The organism is Nitrosomonas ureae (assembly GCF_900108305.1).
Taxonomy (GTDB): domain Bacteria; phylum Pseudomonadota; class Gammaproteobacteria; order Burkholderiales; family Nitrosomonadaceae; genus Nitrosomonas; species Nitrosomonas ureae_B.
In genome coordinates this window covers 14,345-31,620 of sequence record NZ_FNUX01000031.1, presented here as the reverse complement: position 1 = coordinate 31,620, position 17,276 = coordinate 14,345, and the positions used below count along the sequence as shown (strand labels likewise).

At 42.0% G+C, this 17,276-nt stretch carries 15 protein-coding genes and 1 pseudogene; 5 read left to right on the top strand and 11 right to left on the bottom strand.

What is annotated here, in order from left to right:
* Positions 1-544 precede the first annotated feature (544 nt).
* The 4 genes from mnmE to rpmH form a co-directional block, all read right to left on the bottom strand.
* Positions 545-1,900 carry a tRNA uridine-5-carboxymethylaminomethyl(34) synthesis GTPase MnmE gene (mnmE, locus tag C4S39_RS13460; protein WP_103967469.1) on the bottom strand — a complete coding sequence of 452 codons (1,356 nt, stop codon included), beginning with the start codon at positions 1,898-1,900 and terminating at the stop codon, positions 545-547.
* A 218-nt stretch (positions 1,901-2,118) separates the two neighbouring features.
* Positions 2,119-4,047 (bottom strand): membrane protein insertase YidC, encoded by a 1,929-nt coding sequence (yidC, locus tag C4S39_RS13455; RefSeq protein ID WP_103967468.1) that lies wholly within the window; start codon positions 4,045-4,047, stop codon positions 2,119-2,121.
* A 210-nt stretch (positions 4,048-4,257) separates the two neighbouring features.
* Positions 4,258-4,617, bottom strand: coding sequence for a ribonuclease P protein component (gene rnpA / locus C4S39_RS13450; protein WP_258039453.1), 360 nt, complete (start codon positions 4,615-4,617; stop codon positions 4,258-4,260).
* A gap of 40 nt (positions 4,618-4,657) precedes the next feature.
* Positions 4,658-4,792, bottom strand: a complete 135-nt coding sequence (gene rpmH, locus C4S39_RS13445; protein ID WP_103967466.1) for a 50S ribosomal protein L34 — start codon at positions 4,790-4,792, stop codon at positions 4,658-4,660.
* A 496-nt stretch (positions 4,793-5,288) separates the two neighbouring features.
* Between rpmH and xseA the strand changes: the two genes are divergently transcribed.
* From xseA to C4S39_RS13425, 4 genes and pseudogenes are all read left to right on the top strand, one after another.
* Positions 5,289-6,641: an exodeoxyribonuclease VII large subunit gene (gene xseA, locus C4S39_RS13440; RefSeq protein WP_103967470.1), complete on the top strand. Its 1,353-nt coding sequence runs from the start codon at positions 5,289-5,291 to the stop codon at positions 6,639-6,641.
* Between the two features lie 45 nt (positions 6,642-6,686).
* Positions 6,687-7,007: a DUF423 domain-containing protein gene (locus C4S39_RS13435; RefSeq protein WP_103967465.1), complete on the top strand. Its 321-nt coding sequence runs from the start codon at positions 6,687-6,689 to the stop codon at positions 7,005-7,007.
* Complete coding sequence (locus C4S39_RS16100; RefSeq protein WP_103967464.1) at positions 7,007-7,123, top strand: DUF423 domain-containing protein; 117 nt, start codon at positions 7,007-7,009, stop codon at positions 7,121-7,123. The genes C4S39_RS13435 and C4S39_RS16100 overlap by 1 nt, the downstream gene beginning before the upstream one ends.
* Positions 7,120-7,293 (top strand): annotated as a pseudogene (locus C4S39_RS13425) (DUF423 domain-containing protein); the annotation flags it as partial. The gene C4S39_RS16100 and the pseudogene C4S39_RS13425, both read left to right, overlap by 4 nt.
* 156 nt (positions 7,294-7,449) lie before the next feature.
* On the opposite strand, the gene C4S39_RS13420 reads toward C4S39_RS13425, so the two are convergent.
* On the bottom strand, positions 7,450-7,794 hold the full coding sequence (locus C4S39_RS13420) for a hypothetical protein (RefSeq protein ID WP_103967463.1): 345 nt from the start codon (positions 7,792-7,794) through the stop codon (positions 7,450-7,452).
* 213 nt (positions 7,795-8,007) lie between these two features.
* Between C4S39_RS13420 and C4S39_RS13415 the strand changes: the two genes are divergently transcribed.
* On the top strand, positions 8,008-8,481 hold the full coding sequence (locus tag C4S39_RS13415) for a disulfide bond formation protein B (RefSeq protein WP_181023833.1): 474 nt from the start codon (positions 8,008-8,010) through the stop codon (positions 8,479-8,481).
* Positions 8,482-8,493: 12 nt separating this feature from the next.
* On the opposite strand, the gene xerD is transcribed toward C4S39_RS13415, so the two are convergent.
* The 6 genes from xerD to nuoL all read right to left on the bottom strand — a co-directional run bounded on the left by xerD (position 8,494) and on the right by nuoL (position 17,237).
* Entirely contained in the window at positions 8,494-9,405 is a 912-nt protein-coding gene (gene xerD, locus C4S39_RS13410) for a site-specific tyrosine recombinase XerD (protein ID WP_103967461.1), read from the bottom strand.
* Complete coding sequence (locus C4S39_RS13405) at positions 9,392-9,895, bottom strand: methylated-DNA--[protein]-cysteine S-methyltransferase (RefSeq protein ID WP_103967460.1); 504 nt, start codon at positions 9,893-9,895, stop codon at positions 9,392-9,394. Before C4S39_RS13405 ends, xerD begins: the two co-directional genes overlap by 14 nt.
* A 154-nt stretch (positions 9,896-10,049) precedes the next feature.
* Positions 10,050-11,960 carry a molecular chaperone HtpG gene (htpG, locus tag C4S39_RS13400; protein WP_103967459.1) on the bottom strand — a complete coding sequence of 637 codons (1,911 nt, stop codon included), beginning with the start codon at positions 11,958-11,960 and terminating at the stop codon, positions 10,050-10,052.
* A 254-nt stretch (positions 11,961-12,214) separates the two neighbouring features.
* Positions 12,215-13,660, bottom strand: coding sequence for an NADH-quinone oxidoreductase subunit NuoN (gene nuoN, locus C4S39_RS13395; RefSeq protein WP_103967458.1), 1,446 nt, complete (start codon positions 13,658-13,660; stop codon positions 12,215-12,217).
* Positions 13,661-13,710: 50 nt separating this feature from the next.
* Positions 13,711-15,195 carry an NADH-quinone oxidoreductase subunit M gene (locus C4S39_RS13390; RefSeq protein WP_103967457.1) on the bottom strand — a complete coding sequence of 495 codons (1,485 nt, stop codon included), beginning with the start codon at positions 15,193-15,195 and terminating at the stop codon, positions 13,711-13,713.
* 101 nt (positions 15,196-15,296) lie between these two features.
* Positions 15,297-17,237 carry an NADH-quinone oxidoreductase subunit L gene (nuoL, locus tag C4S39_RS13385; RefSeq protein WP_103967456.1) on the bottom strand — a complete coding sequence of 647 codons (1,941 nt, stop codon included), beginning with the start codon at positions 17,235-17,237 and terminating at the stop codon, positions 15,297-15,299.
* Positions 17,238-17,276 lie beyond the last annotated feature (39 nt).

The following is a 17,276-nucleotide window of genomic DNA, read 5'->3' as shown; positions in this document are numbered from 1 at the left end:
ATCCAACCAACCAAAGTTATTCTCCACATTGAATGGAAATATCAGATTCAATTTCTCAACAACAATTGTTGGGTACTTTTTTCAGGGATGACTAAGTAATAGAAATAACCTAACAGTATGGTTACCAAAATCATTGTGACTAAAACGATTTTTGAAGAATAGCGTGCAAGTTGATTCATATTGATCACAAACAAGGTAAATAACGCACCCCGTCGCAAGCGGCGGGGTATTGAGTAACGCTCTTCAAGCTGCTGGCTTGCAACCAGCCTTCACTCCAAGGGGCGAGGAATTAGACCCGGAAGAGATTAAAATAGTATTGCTTTTGAGGTGGTTATAATCGGACTAGATTTTCGATCCTTTAACTTCATTTAATAGTTATCTATTTGAAAAATAACCATAATATATTACAGGAATATGACAACACCCCTATCATGCTCAATTGTGAGGAAAACTTGCAGCACAAATAGTCAGCAGTCAGCTTCTATGAATTATAGTTAAGGTAGTTTTTGAAAATAAAATTTACATCGCGTACGGGATACTTGCACTATTTGCCAATGCAAAAATGCGAAAAAATTTCCCCCAGCAGGTCATCCGCAGTAAATTGACCCGTGATGGTTGATAATGCGGATTGCGCTAGCCTCAATTCTTCGGCCAGAAGCTCCAGCTGGTATTCGGCTTCCGTATATTCCTGCGCATTTTGCAAATGTGCGCTTGCTTGTGTCAACGCCTCCAAATGGCGCTGTCTGGCCATGAATATTCCTTCACCGGCATGATTGAATTGCCAGCCTGCCAGGTGCAAAATCTTTTGGCGCAGTAATTCGATACCCGCGCCGGTTTTGGCCGAAAGATGAATACTGCTGTTGTGGTCATCCCCTTCCATCCTGGGGTTCTCATTGCGCAAGTCAATTTTGTTGAACACGGTGATTTGGGGTTTGTCATCGGGGATGTATTGTTTTATCGGATCAGGAGCAGCTGGCTGGTGCTGGCTGCTATCCAGCAACCGGAGCACCAGATTGGCGCGTTTAATTGCAGCCAGTGTTCGTTCAATGCCTTTTTGTTCGACAATATCACCGGTTTCTCTCAGTCCGGCAGTGTCCACAATATGAATCGGCATTCCGGCCATGATAATGGTGCGTTGAATGGTATCCCGAGTGGTTCCGGGTATTTCCGTGACAATGGCGGCATCCTCTTCGACCAATTGATTCAGCAAACTGGATTTGCCGACATTGGGCGCTCCCACCAGAACGATCCGGATACCTTCTTGCAGCAAATTGCCCTGGCGTGCACCGGAAAGTGTTTGTTCCAACTGCGCAACAATATGATCCAGTTTTTCGCGAATTTGCAAAGTCTTCAAATTGTCGATTTCATCTTCCGGGAAGTCCAGGGTTGCTTCAATAAGCATCCGCAGCGTGATCAGCAAACCGACCAGTGTTTCGATCCTGGCGGAAAAATGACCTTGCAAAGAATTGATCGCACAGCGCGCTGCCTCGTGCGTACTGGCTTCGATAATAGCAGCGACGCTCTCGGCCTGAACTAAATCGATTTTATTATTGAGATAAGCACGCAGTGTAAATTCGCCGGGTTGCGCTAAACGGGCGCCAGCGTTAAGACAGCTTTTGAGCAATAAATTCATGACCGCCGGGCCGCCATGCCCATGCAGTTCGAGCACATCTTCACCCGTGTACGAGTGAGGCCCTGGAAAGTAAAGCACAATACCTTGATCGATGATCCGCCTCTCAGTATCCAGAAACTTACCGAGGCTAGCATGGCGTGGTTTGGGGAGCTTGCCGAAAATTACTTCGGCGAGTTTTGCTAAGTTATTGCCGGAAATGCGAATTACACCGATTCCACCGCGCCCAGGCGGTGTCGCAATGGCTGCAATGATATTAGGGCTAACTATGTATCAACTCCCTAACAGTTCGTTGAAGAACTATCTGTGTTGCCGCTGCAGTGTTAAGAACAGGCGAAAAAGCGCAGTTTATGCTTAATAAATGAGCATTTTGAATCTGTTTTTGCCTTGCATCAACTGCCTCGATAACGTTTTTGAACGGCCTGCTAATGGCTGCATGAGTGGCTAAATTACCGGTTATCCATGCGGCTGATAACCGGTGATCATGATTATTTTCTCTTTGTTTTCTTAGCAATCGAATTGCTCTTTGGTTTTACGGGTGCTTTATTTCTACCCGAAGCAACTGCTTGCTTTATCTGCGGTTTTTCATTTTTGTCTGTACTCACTGCAGATGCCGCTTCGACCGGAGCAGTATTCGCTTCCGCATCTTCAACAGAAACCGTCAATTGAAGATTTTCCTTAGCGGGTTCCGAGCCATTTTTAGTTTTCTTCTTATTTCTATCTTTATTGGCTTCCTCTTCAGCTTTGTTCTCATACATGCGCGTGATCTGCCATTGTTGCGCGATCGAAAGAATATTGTTGCAAAGCGAATAAAGCACAAGTCCCGACGGGAAAAAGAAGAAGAAAATGCTGAACGCAATCGGCATAATCTGCATTACTTTTGCTTGTATTGGATCAGCGGGCGTGGGACTGAGCTTTGATTGAACCCACATCGAGACTCCCATAATTACTGGAAGCACATAATAGGGATCGGGCACCGACATGTCCGTGATCCACAAAGCTAATGGCGCGTAACGCAACTCGACAGCGGCCAATAACGTCCAGAACAATGCAATAAACACGGGAATCTGAACCAATATGGGCAAACACCCGCCCATGGGATTGATTTTTTCTTCCTTGTAAAACTCCATCATGGCCTGATGCATACGCTGCCGATCACTCGCGTATTGCTCGCGAATACGTTGCAGTTTAGGCGTCACTACCCGCAATTTGGCCATCGAGCGATAGCCCGCGGCGGATAACGGGAAGAAAATCAGCTTGACCGTCAGGGTAAGGAGAATGATTGCGATACCCCAGTTATCCGTCCAGGAATGATAAAAAGAAAGTAGCCAGAATAGCGGTTTAGCCAGAACGGTCAGCCATCCGTAATCCACTGTCAACTCAAGTCCTGGGGCCAATTCGGCCAGTTTATTCTGTTCTTGCGGACCGGCGTAAAAAGACATGGAAATGTTTTTAACCTGGTTCGGTTCCACAGCGCCAACAGGAGCAATAACGCCGGTAGTATACTGATTGGGAGCCAATCGTTTGGCAAAATATTCGCGGGGCGAACCGGGCTCAGGCAACCACGCAGTCAGGAAATAATGTTCCAGCATGGCTATCCATCCATTATCCGCATTGGTTGGATATTCCGCTTTGTTCTTGTCCAAATCTGAAAATTTAATTTTCAGAAATTTTTCCTCATCCGTATACATTGCGGCCCCGGTATAAGAATGAACCAAGGCGCCAGCTCCGGCAGGCTCATTAGGATCCCGCAACATCTGAAAGTAGGAAAACGGAATGATCGCTGCTTCGCTATGATTGGCGATCTCAAATTCAACATCAATGACATAGCTGCCGCGATGAAAGGTATATATTTTTGTGACTTGTATACCGTCTGCCTCGGGAGCCACGAGCCTTATCACAATCTTTTCCTGACCGGGTTCCAGCTGATAGGAATATTTATTATCCTCTACGGTATATTTTGTTTTGTGATTGGGTAATCCGTCGCCAATGAGTCCGGATTGGGCGACTTGAAACCGCGCAGTTTTATCCAATAAAAGCTCGTAGGGCCTATTGATATCTTCCCGGGATGGGTGTTCGATCAAACCCAATTGCCGGATATCGCCACCCGCTGTATCAATCTCGGCAATAACCATGTCCGTTTTCACCTGAATCTTTTCGCCTATGGTGAAAAGATTAGGTGTTATAGATGAACTGACTCCCTCGATCCCTGAGGCAACGCTGGATTCAGCTGCTGAAGCAGACAATTCATCTCCAGGAACCGGCAAAGGATCATGACGTTGATTGGAAGACTCTGCTGAGGTTGCACCAGGCATCACTTGTGAGCTGGGAGGGTACAATTCTTTTTGCCAGGCATCCCACAAAAAAAGTAATGAGGTGGAAAAAATGATGATGAGTAGAAGTTTTTTTGTTTCCATTATTTTTAAATCAAGTTGGTTTTCTCGATAAGGCTATCCACGTACTACTTGCTCCAGGAAATGCACTTGGACACGACATATAATCACCCGCGCTCCAAGTATCGGCCAGATATTCTCGTATGCTTCGCATGCATATTGCGAATAAGTTGAGCTAAATCGGTATATAGTCGCCAGAATAGGATTCTTGCAATGTCGATAAAATTTTTTATGCTAATTATTAATCGTAACATTGCTTAATTCGAGCATTATTAATTGCATTTCGGTGGTCAATCCTTTGGATTCACTTTTGATCATAGGGCGTCTTAATCGTATCAACCAATCCATTTCTTTTATTTTATCGTTGCCCCGTTTTCTCCGAAATGTTTCTCGCAATATACGTTTAATCCGATTACGCCTGGTTGCATGGGGTTCAAATTTTTTTGAAACAATCAACCCTAGACGCGCGTAACCCAGTCCATTCGGCTTTGTATAAATTTGAAGCAAATCCCCGCTGATCAGACGCTTAAAATTAATTATCGCAGCAAATTCAGAGGCTTTGTGTAATCTACAATTCTTTGGTAAAGATTGAATTTCAGAAAATCTAGAAATAAAAAATATAACCCAAAATTATTTAAACACTCAACCGGGCACGGCCTTTTGCACGACGAGCGCGGATTATCGCAGCGCCGCTACGCGTTTTCATACGCACTAGAAATCCATGAGTACGTTTTCTTTTAGTTACTGAAGGCTGGTAAGTACGTTTCATTTGACGCTCCTGTGAATATTTATTTTATCAATAGAACCGCGTATTACAACTTGTTATGGGGTTAAATGTCAATATCCTTTTCAAAGATAAATCAATCTTGTTCTTTTGAGGAGTAAGATTAACAGATAAGGAAATAGGTTAATAGTCTTAATTTGACACAGTCGAGTGAGCTTGCCAGAACAGGTATCCAGTTCCTATCAAAGCGCAATTTGATGCCAACAACGGTGACAATTTACGTGTAGTTGCAATAATCATCGCATGCAGTCTTGCATCTCAAACTATGAAAACTTATATGGCAACATGTTTGATTCAAGCTATCGCTGATACATTCAAGCAATTGGTTTGTAGTAATGCAGTGATAGAATATACATTAAAAATTTTTAACCAAGCCAAGCCAGGCAGAATGAGGCTTAAATACTCAAATTCCTCAAATAGCTTTGATACTTATTTCAGAGTATTAGAAGATTCTCATCCATACAAATCCAACCAGTCAAACATGAATCTGTTCTCCCTAAACAACCTTGTGCATAAGGTATTGACAGTCAGCGATTTAAACAACAATACCAAGCAGTTACTGGAGCAAAATATTCCATTATTATGGATTAAAGGTGAAATATCCAATCTAAAGCGCTATCAATCAGGTCATTGGTATTTTTCTCTCAAAGATAATCAAGCGCAAGTACGTTGCGTGTTATTCAGTCACAAGAATCAATTTATTGATTGGCATCCCATAGATGGAATGCAAGTGGAAGTGCTTGCATTGGTTACTCTATATGAGCCGCGCGGTGATTTTCAGCTTAATGTCGAAACTATGCGGCGCACGGGGCTAGGGGAGTTATTTGCAGCGTTCGAGACGCTTAAATCCAAGCTGCAACAAGCCGGATTATTCAATCCCGAGAAGAAAAAACCATTGCCGATCTTTCCCCAACAAGTCGGTATTATTACTTCCCCGGATACTGCAGCACTACAAGACGTCTTATCGACATTACAACGCCGCATGCCCTCCTTGCCAGTCATTATTTACCCCACCTTGGTACAAGGAAAAACAGCTGCTAATAGCATTGCAGAAACCATTAAAACAGCGTGCCAACGGGCGGAATGTGATGTACTGATACTTTGTCGCGGCGGCGGCAGCATTGAAGACTTATGGGCATTTAATGAAGAAACTGTGGCGCTTGCTATTAACACCTGCTCAATCCCCCTTATCAGCGGTATCGGACACGAAACAGATTTTACCATTGCGGACTTTGTTGCAGATATGCGTGCCCCTACACCCACTGCAGCTGCAGAACTGACTAGCAAGGACCGGACAGAATTGAGCCATCGATTGAATGTATTTCATCAGCGTATGTGCCGTACCACTTTGCATCGTATCGAACGCGCTATGCAGCAAGTGGACATTCTGTCACATCAGTTAATTTATCCTAGTGACAAAATCAGACAACAAGTCATTCATCAACAGCACTTGCAAGACCGTCTCATCAAAACATGGGCATATCAGCTGGAGAAAAGACAATGGAAATTGCTCGATTTCAATCAACGCTTAATGACAGCACGCCCACGGGTTGCCCGATTACAAGAACAACAAGATGAATTGGTTTCACGGTTATGCTGTGCCTATTCCCGTTATTTCGAAATATTGTTTTCCAAGCTAAAACATTTACAGATACAGTTATCACATCTAAACCCGCAATCAATACTGGAGCGAGGTTATAGCATCGTTCATTCCAAAGACGGCACCATCATTCGTAGCAGCAAACAAATTCATTCCGGTGATCAAATTAAGGTAAAATTCGCGCAAGGAATGTGCAAAGCGGATGTCAGCCTGATCAGCGATTCCGACCAATAGCCGATAGCTTACTCCTCCATATTTAACGAGAACAAAGAGATCCCAATGTCAAGAACTTTTCTAATTATAGGCATATTGAATGCATTATTATGCATCGCATTAGGCGCCTTCGGTGCGCATGGATTGAAAAGAATGTTATCAGCCGATATGCTTTCGGTGTATCACACTGGCGTGCAATATCACTTTTATCACGCTCTCGGAATCATCATCATCGGTCTGCTTCTGCTACATTTTCCCAAGTCTCGTTTAATGCCAATATCCGGTTGGTTAATGATGATTGGCATTGTTTTGTTCAGTTTCAGCCTTTATGCGCTTAGCATAACTGATTTGCGCGCACTGGGCTACATTTTCCCAAGTCTCGTTTAATGCCAATATCCGGTTGGTTAATGATGATTGGCATTGTTTTGTTCAGTTTCAGCCTTTATGCGCTTAGCATAACTGATTTGCGCGCACTGGGCTACATTTTCCCAAGTCTCGTTTAATGCCAATATCCGGTTGGTTAATGATGATTGGCATTGTTTTGTTCAGTTTCAGCCTTTATGCGCTTAGCATAACTGATTTGCGCGCACTGGGCATGATCACACCTTTTGGCGGTGTCTCATTCCTCACAGCCTGGGCTTTACTTGCTTATGCAATCTGGAGGGAAAAATAGCGGACATGATCACATCAGCATTATTTATGCGTTATAAAAATAAGCTGGATTTCTCCAAAAAACCTTCATAATTCATGCAGGATTATGAAGGTTCTGGTATTGGAATCCCGGAATGTGACAACCCAAACTATTCGTTAACTTACTATAATACCTGATCTATTCTGCCATTTTCCTATGGACAGCAGCCATATTCTCATTTTTTTCTGCTGCTTTAGTAAATTCTCTTAATAGAGCCTCATGGTGTGAATGGAATTCTTGCCCTGCCCGGCCGTAATATTCACTGTGCTCTTCATACTCTTTCAACATCTTTTTTTCCTCTTCTGCTTTTGCATACATTTCCTTGGATTCCTTTTCGTAATGCTCGGCTAATTTGATATGATAAAGGCTGGTTCCTACACTCGCTTTAGCTTCACCGGCATTTGCTGATTCCCCAGCCAAGGATACACTTGAAACCAGAAAAGTAAGAATAATTAGAACCAAGAAATATAACCTTGCTCGCATGGTGAACCTCCTTGAATTGATGATTGAAAAAAATTCCACAACTACTGCAGACATCCTACCAGATGAATATGTCTATACTTTAACCGATTATTGTTCCGAAACCTTGCTTCAAACTGACATTTTTCTTGTTCCCATCATAACAAATTGTATGATTTCCACAAACAATTTATGGATAAACTATGCCATCCGTTAGATTCAGGTAATAAAACGCCAATGAGATTATTTTTTCTATTCATCTTACTAATTTGTATCGGACTTCTGAGCTACGCTCAATATCTACAGCATGTAAAAGGCTTATTACCCTGCCCGCTTTGTGTTGCACAACGTCTGGCGTATTGGTCATTGGCATTGACAGCATTCATTGCGCTTCTTCATAACCCTAAATCTTTTGGGCGTCACCTTTATAGTTTATTGATGGTTATATTTGCCCTCATGGGAGCAATCATTGCAGCACGGCATGCCTGGTTGGTTCGATATCCGGAATCGTTTGAATGCGGTATCAGTCCTGAAGAAGCCTTGCTGAACTCATTGCCCATTGCCGATTGGTGGCCTGGAATGTTTGAAGCTAATGGCGATTGCGCTAATATTGATTGGACATTTTTATCGTTAACAATTCCTGATTGGTCATTGTCTGCGTTTGTTGCTCTTGGAATTTTGGCGCTTTATCCTCTATTGACCAGAAAATAGCCAAATTTCGGATTATCCGCGTGGATGATGCTGAGCGTGAAGCTGTTTCAGACGTTCTCGCGCAATATGTGTGTAAATTTGTGTAGTTGATATATCCGCATGCCCCAATAGTAGCTGCACAACGCGCAGATCAGCGCCGTGATTTAACAAATGAGTAGCAAATGCGTGGCGCAACGTGTGTGGCGATAACTGTTTGGCAATACCCACCAATTGTGCATATCTTTTGATGAGGTACCAAAAAGCTTGGCGTGTCATAGCGGCACCACGAGTTGTCACAAATATTGTATCCGTAACGATACCATTCAACAGCAGAGGCCTCGCCTCTTTAGTATAACGGTTCAACCATTCGAGTGATTCTTCTCCCACCGGCGCAAGGCGCTCTTTTCTGCCTTTACCCATAACCCGCAACACGCCCATATCCATGCTGACTTGCGAATACTTAAGATTAATCAGTTCCGATACCCGTAATCCGCTGGCATACAAAGCTTCAAGCATGGCACGATCACGCAAACCAAGCGGCTGCGCTAGATCAGGTGCACTTAACAACAGCTCAACCTCTTTCTCTGAGAGGCTTTCCGGCAAGTGGCGTTGCAGTTTTGGTGTTTCAATATTAAGACTTGGGTCAGTTACAATTTTTCCCTGACGCAGCAGGAATCTATAAAAACGCTTTAAGCTGGATAACTCGCGGCTTGTGGTACTGGCTTTCATCTTAGCTGCAACTCTAGATGCAAGAAATTCCAGCAAATCAGAATTTGTCGCCTCGGTTAACATGCTATTACTCGGATTACGTTTCTTCAGCCATTCGCTAAAAAGTTGCAGATCATTGCGATAGCTGTCCAGTGTATTACGCGACAAGCCATCCTCGAGCCACAGAGCATCAGAAAACTCGTCCAGCAGTCCGGTATTTAGCTCAGGAACTCTCATGTTGCAACAACCAACGTTTAATCTCTAAAGGGTTTCCTTCACTCGCATTCATAAAACCTCCTATTTCACCACTCTTGGAAATAACCCGGTGACACGGTATGACAATCGGAATACGATTGGCACCGCACGCTCGACCTACCGCTCTGGGTGCTGAATACAGTCGCGTTGCTATTTCTGCATAGCTACTTGTTTTTCCACATGGAATAGCTTGAATAGCATGCCAAACACGCTGCTGATGCGTCGTACCATGGATATGCAGGCACAGGTCAAACGTAAAATTTGGCTCATTCAAGTAAGCGAGTAATTGCCTGCACACTTCTTTTGCCAACACAGTTTGTGGCGCCAGAGTTGGTGTATCAACCGGCAAATAATCAATATTTGTAAGCCAATCCTCTTCTGTTTTAATACCTAAAACAGCGAACGGCGCCAGAAACTTTGCCTGGTAGGTTTTGACTGAATCAATTGCCTGATTATTCTTAGACCTCACCATTGGTTCGCTTGATTTTACTCGCAGAATTTATAACAGCACGTTTTACCTATTCGAAAAATGGACATTCGATATAGCTAGAAGTTTCACATTGCAGTTTCAATCTTCCGGAATCCATATGACTTACGGAACCCACGCTCATACAATTTCACAATACTTAAGACTTTAACAGTAAAAATTCGTTGAGTCTTTTGACAAACGCAGCTGGATCTTCGAGCTGACCACCTTCAGCCAATAAAGCCTGATCAAACAATATCTGGCTCCAGTCCTCAAAATTTTCCACTTCAGTATTTAATCGCTGCACCATTGGGTGATGTGGGTTAATTTCCAGTATTGGCTTAGTGTGTTGTATTTTTTGCCCCGTCGACTTTAATAATCTTTCCAAGTTACCCCCCATATCGTAAGTGTCTGCCACCAGGCAGGCGGGAGATTCGGTCAAGCGAAACGTGACACGCACATCTTTTACTTGCTCACTGAGTGCCTCTTTCATTTTTTCGGTCAATTCTTGGAAAGCACTGGTTTCTTTCTCGCGTTCTTCTTTCTCAGCCGCATCTTCCAAGCTTCCTAGATCCAGTCCACCCTTAGCTACTGATTGCAGGGGTTTTCCTTCGAATTCAGTTAGATTACTTACAAGCCATTCATCAACACGATCTGATAATAAGAATACTTCGATACCTTTCTTGCGAAAAACCTCAAGATGCGGACTGTTTTTAGCCGCCTTGAGACTATCTGCGGTCACATAATAAATTTTTTCCTGACCTTCTTTCATACGCTGCAGATAGGTTTCCAAAGAAACTGCCGGTTCATCGGAATCACTGTTCGTTGTAACAAAACGTAATAGCTTAGCAATGCGTTCACGATTAGAAAAATCTTCCCCTACACCTTCTTTTATAACCTGGCCAAATTCCCGATAGAAGGTTTTGTATTTTTCTTTACCTTCATCATCTTCGTGTTTTGATAAATCTTCAATTAATCCCAGAACTTTCTTGACCACACCCGCCCTAATTGAATCAATATCTTTGGATTCCTGCAAAATTTCTCGTGACACATTTAGAGGTAAATTATTCGAATCAATCACACCTCGTACAAAGCGCAAATAATTAGGCAATAGTTTTTCCACATCATCCATGATGAAAATCCGTTGCACGTACAACTTAATCCCATGGCGGCGCTCGCGATCAAATAAGTCAAACGGTGCTCGAGCAGGAATATATAGCAACTGCGTATAATCTTGCTTACCTTCTACCCGTGCATGTACATAAGCAAGCGGAGGCTCAAAATCATGCGCTACATGTTTATAGAATTCATTATACTGTTCCGCAGTAATTTCATTCTTTGAGCGTGCCCATAATGCATTCGCCTGATTGATAGTTTCATCTTCATCAAGAATTTTATTTTTACTTTCTTCTTGTGACCATTCCTCCTTTTTCATCACAATTGGCAAGGTAATATGATCTGAATATTTCCGGATAATATTACGAATCCTCATCCCATTCAGAAACTCATCCTCTTCTTTGCGTAAATGCAGAATTATTTCGGTTCCACGCGTGGATTTCTCAACAGTTTCCAGCGTGTAATCACCTTCACCACTGGACTCCCATCTCACGCCATGTTCAGCAGTCAATCCGGCACGTCTGGTAATCAATGTCACTTTGTCAGCGACAATGAAAGCTGAATAAAATCCTACACCGAATTGACCAATCAAATGTGCATCTTTGATTTGATCACCGGTTAATGAATTAAAAAATTCACGTGTACCTGATTTTGCAATAGTTCCTATATGATCAATAACTTCTTGGCGGGACATACCGATACCATTATCGGATATGGAAATAGTTCGCTCGTTAGTATTATAACTAACGCGAATTCTGAGATCCGAATCCGATTCGTAAAGTGCCGCATCTGTGAGAGCTTCAAAACGTAATTTGTCTGCTGCATCAGAGGCATTTGAAATCAGTTCACGCAAAAATATTTCCTTATTGCTGTATAAGGAATGAATCATCAATTTTAGTAATTGCTTTGCTTCCGCTTGAAAACTTAATTGTTCTTTAGTTGTTGCATCCTGCATGTTTACCTCCTTAAATTTGTTTTTTCTAGATATGGGATTTAAACTGAAGAATTCAAGCTAATTGATCTATGATCAATTATGAAATTTATATTAACGATGTAATTTAAACAAACTCTATTTCATAATCGATAATTGAAGGAATATCGTTAAGATACTCCAGTTCGGCAAGATAAGAAATTTACTTCGATCTTCTGTGAAATGCAGATGCGCCACAACAGGGATTTCTCGAAAAAACACCCTGCCTATCGCGTTGACTACATAGAATTTTCGATTGCATAAAGACTTAATCCCATAAGTGCCTGCGGGAATATTCCTAATGCTAAAACTGCAAAACCATTAGCGCTTAATAAAATCCTAACATCGCTACTGGAGACAAGAGGCTCCATAGTTTCCGGGTCATCAAAATACATTAATTTGATAATACGCAAATAATAAAAAGCACCGATCAACGAAAATAATACTGCCACCACAGCCAGCCAAATATAGCCAGCATTGACAACTGCCTGCAACACAGCAAATTTTGCATAAAACCCAATCATTGGTGGAATACCTGCTAGCGATAACATCAATAACAGTGCAATGAATGCATACCAGGGATTCCTCTTGTTGAGCCCCTTAAAGTCATCAATATTTTCAGCTTCAAATCCGCTTCGACACAACAGCATAATCATGGCAAAAGTACCAAGAGTCATCAGTACATAAGCAATGATATAAAACAAAGCCGAGCTATAACCATTTGCATCAGCACTGATAAATCCAAGCAGTAAGAAACCCATATGTGAAATAGTCGAATAAGCTAGCATGCGTTTGATATTCGTTTGTGCTATCGCAGCAATATTACCCACCGCCATAGATAAAACGGCCAAAATTACCAGCATGCCTTGCCAGTCAGTAACCATTTCACTCATTCCTTCAACTAGTAACCGCATTACAAAACCAAATGCCGCTAATTTTGGTGCAGAACCGATAAATAGTGTTACCGCAGTCGGCGAACCTTGATAAACATCCGGCGCCCACATATGAAAGGGCACTGCACTAAGCTTAAAAGCAATACCTGCTACAATAAAAACTAATCCGACAACGAGTACTTCTTTACTACTTGCCCCGCTTTGAATAACTTGTGCAAGCTGAGATACATGGAGCGTTCCTGTCGCTCCATAAACCATTGACATGCCATACAGCAAAAAGCCTGATGCCAATGCGCCCAACACAAAAAACTTCATGGCTGCCTCCGTTGCCACTAAGGAGTCGCGTCTTAGTGCGACTAATGCATAAAGTGATAATGAAAGCAATTCCAGGCCGATATATAGAGTCAGGAAATGACTGGCTGAGATCATAACCATCATGCCCAGGGTTGCAGATAGTATTAAACTGAAAAATTCTCCTTTTAGCATTCCACGATCACTTATATAGGAATGCGAATATACGAGTACAGCTGATACCGTACCATAAACCATCAACTTAAGAATATCAGCCATGGAATCATCGACGAACATACCGTGAAAAGTTAGCGTTGATTCAGTGGAAAATGATATGAAGGTAAGTATCGTACAACCCAGCAGCGTAGTTTGTGTCAACAAATATGCAATATAGCGCCTACCCTCGCCAGCGGCAAGATCTGCAAGCATTACCACGCACACCATGATAAGCATAAAAATCTCGGACGAAGCTGGCGCAAAATCAGGTGGTATAAAATTCATTAACTCATTATCCTTATAACAGGAACGATCACCGTTCTGAAATTTCTGTATTACAATTTACTATTACTAACATGAGTTAGAAGTTGATCAACTGTTGCATGCATCACTTCAGTTAATGGAAATGGATAAATACCAATCCACAAAACTGAAATTGCCAGAATTGCCAACAAACCGAACTCTCGCTTGGATATATCCTGCAAGCTTTCCACCGCAGGATTTGCCACCGCACCAAAAATGACGCGCTTATACATCCACAAAGTATAAGCGGCTCCTAATATCAATGTGGTTGCAGAAAGAAATGCGTACCAAAAATTTACTTTAATGGCACCCATGATCACCATGAATTCGCCCACGAAACCGCTCGTCCCTGGTAAGCCAGCATTCGCCATCGCAAATAGCATGAAAAAGGCTGAAAAAACAGGCATTTTATTTATGACACCGCCATAATCAGCAATCTGACGGGAATGTAATCGATCGTAAAGCACGCCGACACAAAGAAACATCGCACCGGAAATGAAACCATGCGAAATCATTTGTACTATTGCACCTTCAATACCATAAGCATTCAATAAGAAAAAGCCTAATGTTACAAATCCCATATGTGCTACTGATGAATAGGCTATCAATTTCTTCATATCGGCTTGCATGAGTGCAATCAACCCAATATAAACTACCGCAACCAACGATAATACAATCATCATTTCTGCCAGGTAGTGACTTGCATCCGGTGCGATTGGCAATGAAAAACGTAAAAAACCATATCCCCCCAATTTAAGCAAGATTGCTGCCAGAACAACTGAGCCACCCGTGGGTGCTTCAACGTGCGCATCTGGCAACCAAGTATGCACTGGCCACATAGGGACTTTAACCGCAAATGCCAGAAGAAATGCAATAAATATTAAAATCTGTGGCGCCATCGGTATTGCTAGCTTGTGATAATCCTCTATTGAGAAACTTCCTTCTGATGCATGATACAAATAAATAAATGCAATTAACATCAACAAGGAGCCAAGCAGCGTATAAAGAAAAAATTTGATTGCTGCATAAACACGATTGGGACCACCCCAGATACCAATGATTAAGAACATCGGTATTAACGATGCTTCCCAAAACACATAAAATAGAATCGCGTCCAATGAAGAAAAAACGCCATTGACAATTCCGGACATAACCAAGAATGCTCCCATATATTGGGATACGCGTTCTTTAATGACTTCCCATCCAGCTACCACCACCAAGGGAGTAATAAAGCAATTCAACAAGATTAATGGCATAGAAATACCATCTACGCCGATATGATAATTGACATTAAAACGTTCAAACCATATATGATCTTCCAGAAACTGCATAGCTCCCGCTGTAGAATCAAAATTGGTATACAGCGGAATCGCTACTAGAAATCCCAAAATCGAACCAATTAAAGCGATCCAACGAGCAAGTTGTGCATTGTGATCACCTCCAGTTGCAAAAACGGCTACACCAAACGCAATGGGTAGCCAAATAATTAAACTTAATAGTGGGAATTCAAACGACATACTTATTCCGTTTCATTTGTTAGTGGTACTTATATACTTTTAGGTATTTTATTTATTGATATCTATAAACAGCAGCATGTTTCATTGCTTATTTGCGCAATCTAATACAGCCATAGCGTCAATAGAAAAAATATGCCAACAATCATTGTAAATGCATAATGATAAATATAACCTGTTTGATAGCGACGAACGATTGCTGAAGTCAGTGCAACCACTCGTGCTGCACCATTGACAAAGAATCCATCAATAATTTTGATATCACCATACCTCCAAAGCACCGTACCTAAGGCACGCGTTCCGCCGGAAAAAAGCCATGAATATAGTTCATCAATATAGTATTTGCGATCAAGCAAGTTATACACTGAACCAAAGCTCGCTTTTATTTTTCCTGGAATATCGATTCTTACGCAATACAAATACCAAGCGACCAAAATACCTACCATCGAAAGCCAAAATGGCGCAGTATACAAAGCATGCATTATCATTCCACCTATCCCAGAAAATTCTGCACCTAATTTTTCGATCGCATCATGGTGTGGTAATACATGAATCGCACTGCTGAAATAGTCACCAAAAACCATCGGGCCAATAAACCATCCGGCCGCTATAGTCGGTATAGCTAATATCATCAGCGGCACAGTCACAACCCACGGCGACTCATGCAAATGTTCTCTAGTATGCTGATCCATTCGGGGTTTCCCATGAAACGTCATGAAGATTAACCGGAAAGTATAAAGAGCTGTCACAAATACCGTTGTCAAAACACAGAAATAGGCAAAACTGCCGCCTGGAATATTAACGAAATGAACCGCTTCGATAATTGCATCTTTAGAGAAAAAACCAGAAAACCCGGGAACGCCCGCACTGGCTAATGCAGCAATAAACATTGTCCAGTAGGTAATCGGCATATAACTTTTAAGTCCGCCCATTTTCTGCATATTTTGCTCATGATGCATGGCGATAATGACAGAACCAGCCCCTAAGAATAAAACGGCTTTAAAGAATGCATGCGTCATTAAATGGAAAATTGCTGCAGAATAAGCGGATGCGCCCAACGCTACAGTCATATAACCTAATTGAGATAGTGTGGAATAGGCAACGACTCGCTTAATATCATTCTGAATCACAGCAACAAGTGCCATAAACAATGTAGTAATTCCACCAATTACTAAAATAACTGACAACGCTGTATCAGATAACTCAAAAAGCGGCGACATCCGTGCCACCATGAATATACCCGCAGTTACCATTGTCGCAGCATGAATCAATGCTGATATAGGTGTTGGCCCTTCCATGGAATCAGGTAACCATACATGTAAAGGAAATTGCGCTGATTTTCCCATTGCACCTATAAACAACAATATACAAATAACCGTGATCACAAGCCAAGATACACCAGATATCAATTCGATATTTTCATCGACGATACCCGGTGCTTGTGCAAAGACAGATGCATAATCAAGCGTACCAAAATAAGCTAATATCATGCCAATACCCAGGAGAAAACCAAAATCTCCGACACGATTTACTAAAAATGCCTTCATATTGGCATAAATCGCAGTAGGACGCGTATACCAAAAACCGATTAACAAGTACGAGACCAGTCCAACAGCCTCCCAACCAAAAAATAATTGCAAAAAGTTATTTGACATCACCAACATCATCATTGAGAAGGTGAACAATGAGATATAGCTAAAAAAACGCTGATAACCTGAATCGCCATGCATATAACCAATAGTATAAATATGCACCATCAGGGACACTAAGCTAACAACAACCATCATGGTCGCCGATAACTGATCAATTAGAAAACCAATTTCGAATCGCGTATCGCCCGTTATTAACCAAGTATAAACGCTGCCGTTATAGCTATTACCTTCTAATACATCCAAAAGAATAACAATAGATGCCACCAGAGAAGCGAATACTAATGTAATCGTGAAACGATGACTCCAAACAGGCCCAATAAAACGCCCCAATAATCCCGCGATAAGCGATCCAACTAACGGAGCCAACGGAACCAATAAATAAAGTTTCTGCATCTTGATTAATAATTCTTATAGTTATAAATACTTACAATA

Coding starts and splice junctions, on each gene's coding strand:
- yidC (WP_103967468.1), bottom strand. CDS start 4,047: ATGGAAACAAAAAAACTTCTACTCATCATCATTTTTTCCACCTCATTA.
- rpmH (WP_103967466.1), bottom strand. CDS start 4,792: ATGAAACGTACTTACCAGCCTTCAGTAACTAAAAGAAAACGTACTCAT.
- xseA (WP_103967470.1), top strand. CDS start 5,289: ATGAATCTGTTCTCCCTAAACAACCTTGTGCATAAGGTATTGACAGTC.
- C4S39_RS13435 (WP_103967465.1), top strand. CDS start 6,687: ATGTCAAGAACTTTTCTAATTATAGGCATATTGAATGCATTATTATGC.
- C4S39_RS16100 (WP_103967464.1), top strand. CDS start 7,007: ATGCCAATATCCGGTTGGTTAATGATGATTGGCATTGTTTTGTTCAGT.
- C4S39_RS13420 (WP_103967463.1), bottom strand. CDS start 7,794: ATGCGAGCAAGGTTATATTTCTTGGTTCTAATTATTCTTACTTTTCTG.
- C4S39_RS13415 (WP_181023833.1), top strand. CDS start 8,008: ATGAGATTATTTTTTCTATTCATCTTACTAATTTGTATCGGACTTCTG.
- xerD (WP_103967461.1), bottom strand. CDS start 9,405: ATGAGAGTTCCTGAGCTAAATACCGGACTGCTGGACGAGTTTTCTGAT.
- C4S39_RS13405 (WP_103967460.1), bottom strand. CDS start 9,895: ATGGTGAGGTCTAAGAATAATCAGGCAATTGATTCAGTCAAAACCTAC.
- htpG (WP_103967459.1), bottom strand. CDS start 11,960: ATGCAGGATGCAACAACTAAAGAACAATTAAGTTTTCAAGCGGAAGCA.
- nuoN (WP_103967458.1), bottom strand. CDS start 13,660: ATGAATTTTATACCACCTGATTTTGCGCCAGCTTCGTCCGAGATTTTT.
- C4S39_RS13390 (WP_103967457.1), bottom strand. CDS start 15,195: ATGTCGTTTGAATTCCCACTATTAAGTTTAATTATTTGGCTACCCATT.
- nuoL (WP_103967456.1), bottom strand. CDS start 17,237: ATGCAGAAACTTTATTTATTGGTTCCGTTGGCTCCGTTAGTTGGATCG.